General features: G+C 65.3%; 1 protein-coding gene and 1 pseudogene. Both read right to left on the bottom strand.

Annotation, left to right across the window (positions count from 1 at the left end; all coding sequences use genetic code 11):
* A pseudogene (locus tag EOA33_RS36225) lies at window positions 1–414 on the bottom strand (hypothetical protein); the annotation flags it as partial.
* Window positions 415–667: 253 nt separating this feature from the next.
* The coding region (locus tag EOA33_RS36220) for a tyrosine-type recombinase/integrase (RefSeq protein ID WP_145989528.1) at window positions 668–1217 on the bottom strand (550 nt) is incomplete at its 5' end.

Genomic DNA, 1217 nt, shown 5'->3' with positions numbered 1-1217 from the left:
GACTACGGGGCCGGCCAGAACTTCGAGCTCGCGGCCGAGCGAGAGTTGCAAAAAATCGGCGACGCCCGGCCCGGTCGGGGCGAAGGCGAAGGCGCTGGCGCCGCGCCATTCGGCGAATTTTTTCCCGTCCTCGCGATGCCGGATCCAGAACGCAGCCAGATCGCCGCCCAGTTCGGCCAGTTCGCGCTCGACCCAGGCGCGATGGTCGCCAAGGCGCGTGCCGTCAGCAGCGACAACAGCGTGAGGGTTGCGCCAGTAGGGATCGTCGATCGTCGCGACGGTGAAGGCAAAGCCTGGAAAGGTTTTGTTGAGGGCAGGGGCGAGCTCGGCGTCGGCCGACTGCGCCTCGAGAGACGCGAGCACGGTTTCGACGGAAGCGGGGTCGGGCAGGCGGACGGGTTTTTCTTCGCTCATGCAGGCGGCCTTTTTTGCTCATTCTTGCTCGCGAGCGACGTCGCCGGCGGGCCCTGGGGGCAATTCTGGCCGATTTACGCCTCCAAATCAATCACTATCGATAAGCAGTCATTATCGATAGTGATAGGATCCGGAAAAGGAATACCCCGTGTGTCGCTTTTACTTCCCAATTTCAATTGAAACGCTAAGGTGAAAATCCTGCTCTTCCGAACCGCTATTCGGCGGCCGAAAGCGGGGGAGGGGAGGGGGCTTTTCAGAGCCCCGACGCCTTGGTGAGATTGACACGAAACCGGTCGCGCCTGCGCTGGTACTTGCGTGTCATCTCGGCGGAGGTGTGGCCGAGCTGTTTCTGGACATAGCGTTCGTCGACCTCGGCCGAGGACGCCAGGCCGGCGCGAAGCGAATGGCCGGCAAACATCATTCCGCGTTCGCCCTCCGGCAGATCTCCACGCACGCCGGCGGCCAGCGCGGTCCGCTTGACGAGGCGGGCGACCTCCTGGTCGTTGAGCCGATCGGCACCAACGGACTTGCCTTGCCCGGTGACGCGCCGGAACAGCGGCCCGTGGGCGATGCGCGCGAGCTTGAGCCAGGTCTCCAGCGCGACCACGGGGCAGGTCGTGTCGGACGAGCCGCGCCCGACCTCGACCTCGCGCCAGCCGGTCTTGCCGCGCAGGCGCAACAGCATGCCCTTGTCGAGGATTTCGATCCAGCCGGAGGAATCCTCGGTCTGGTCGCGGCCGACGTCGAGGCCGACGACTTCGGAGCGGCGCAGGCCGCCGCCAAAGCCCAGCAGCAGCATGGCC

The sequence above is a fragment of the Mesorhizobium sp. M4A.F.Ca.ET.050.02.1.1 genome (assembly GCF_003997725.1).
Taxonomy (GTDB): Bacteria; Pseudomonadota; Alphaproteobacteria; order Rhizobiales; family Rhizobiaceae; genus Mesorhizobium.
The sequence above is the reverse complement of the archived record's forward strand: the minus strand, read 5'-3'. Positions and strand labels throughout refer to the sequence as shown.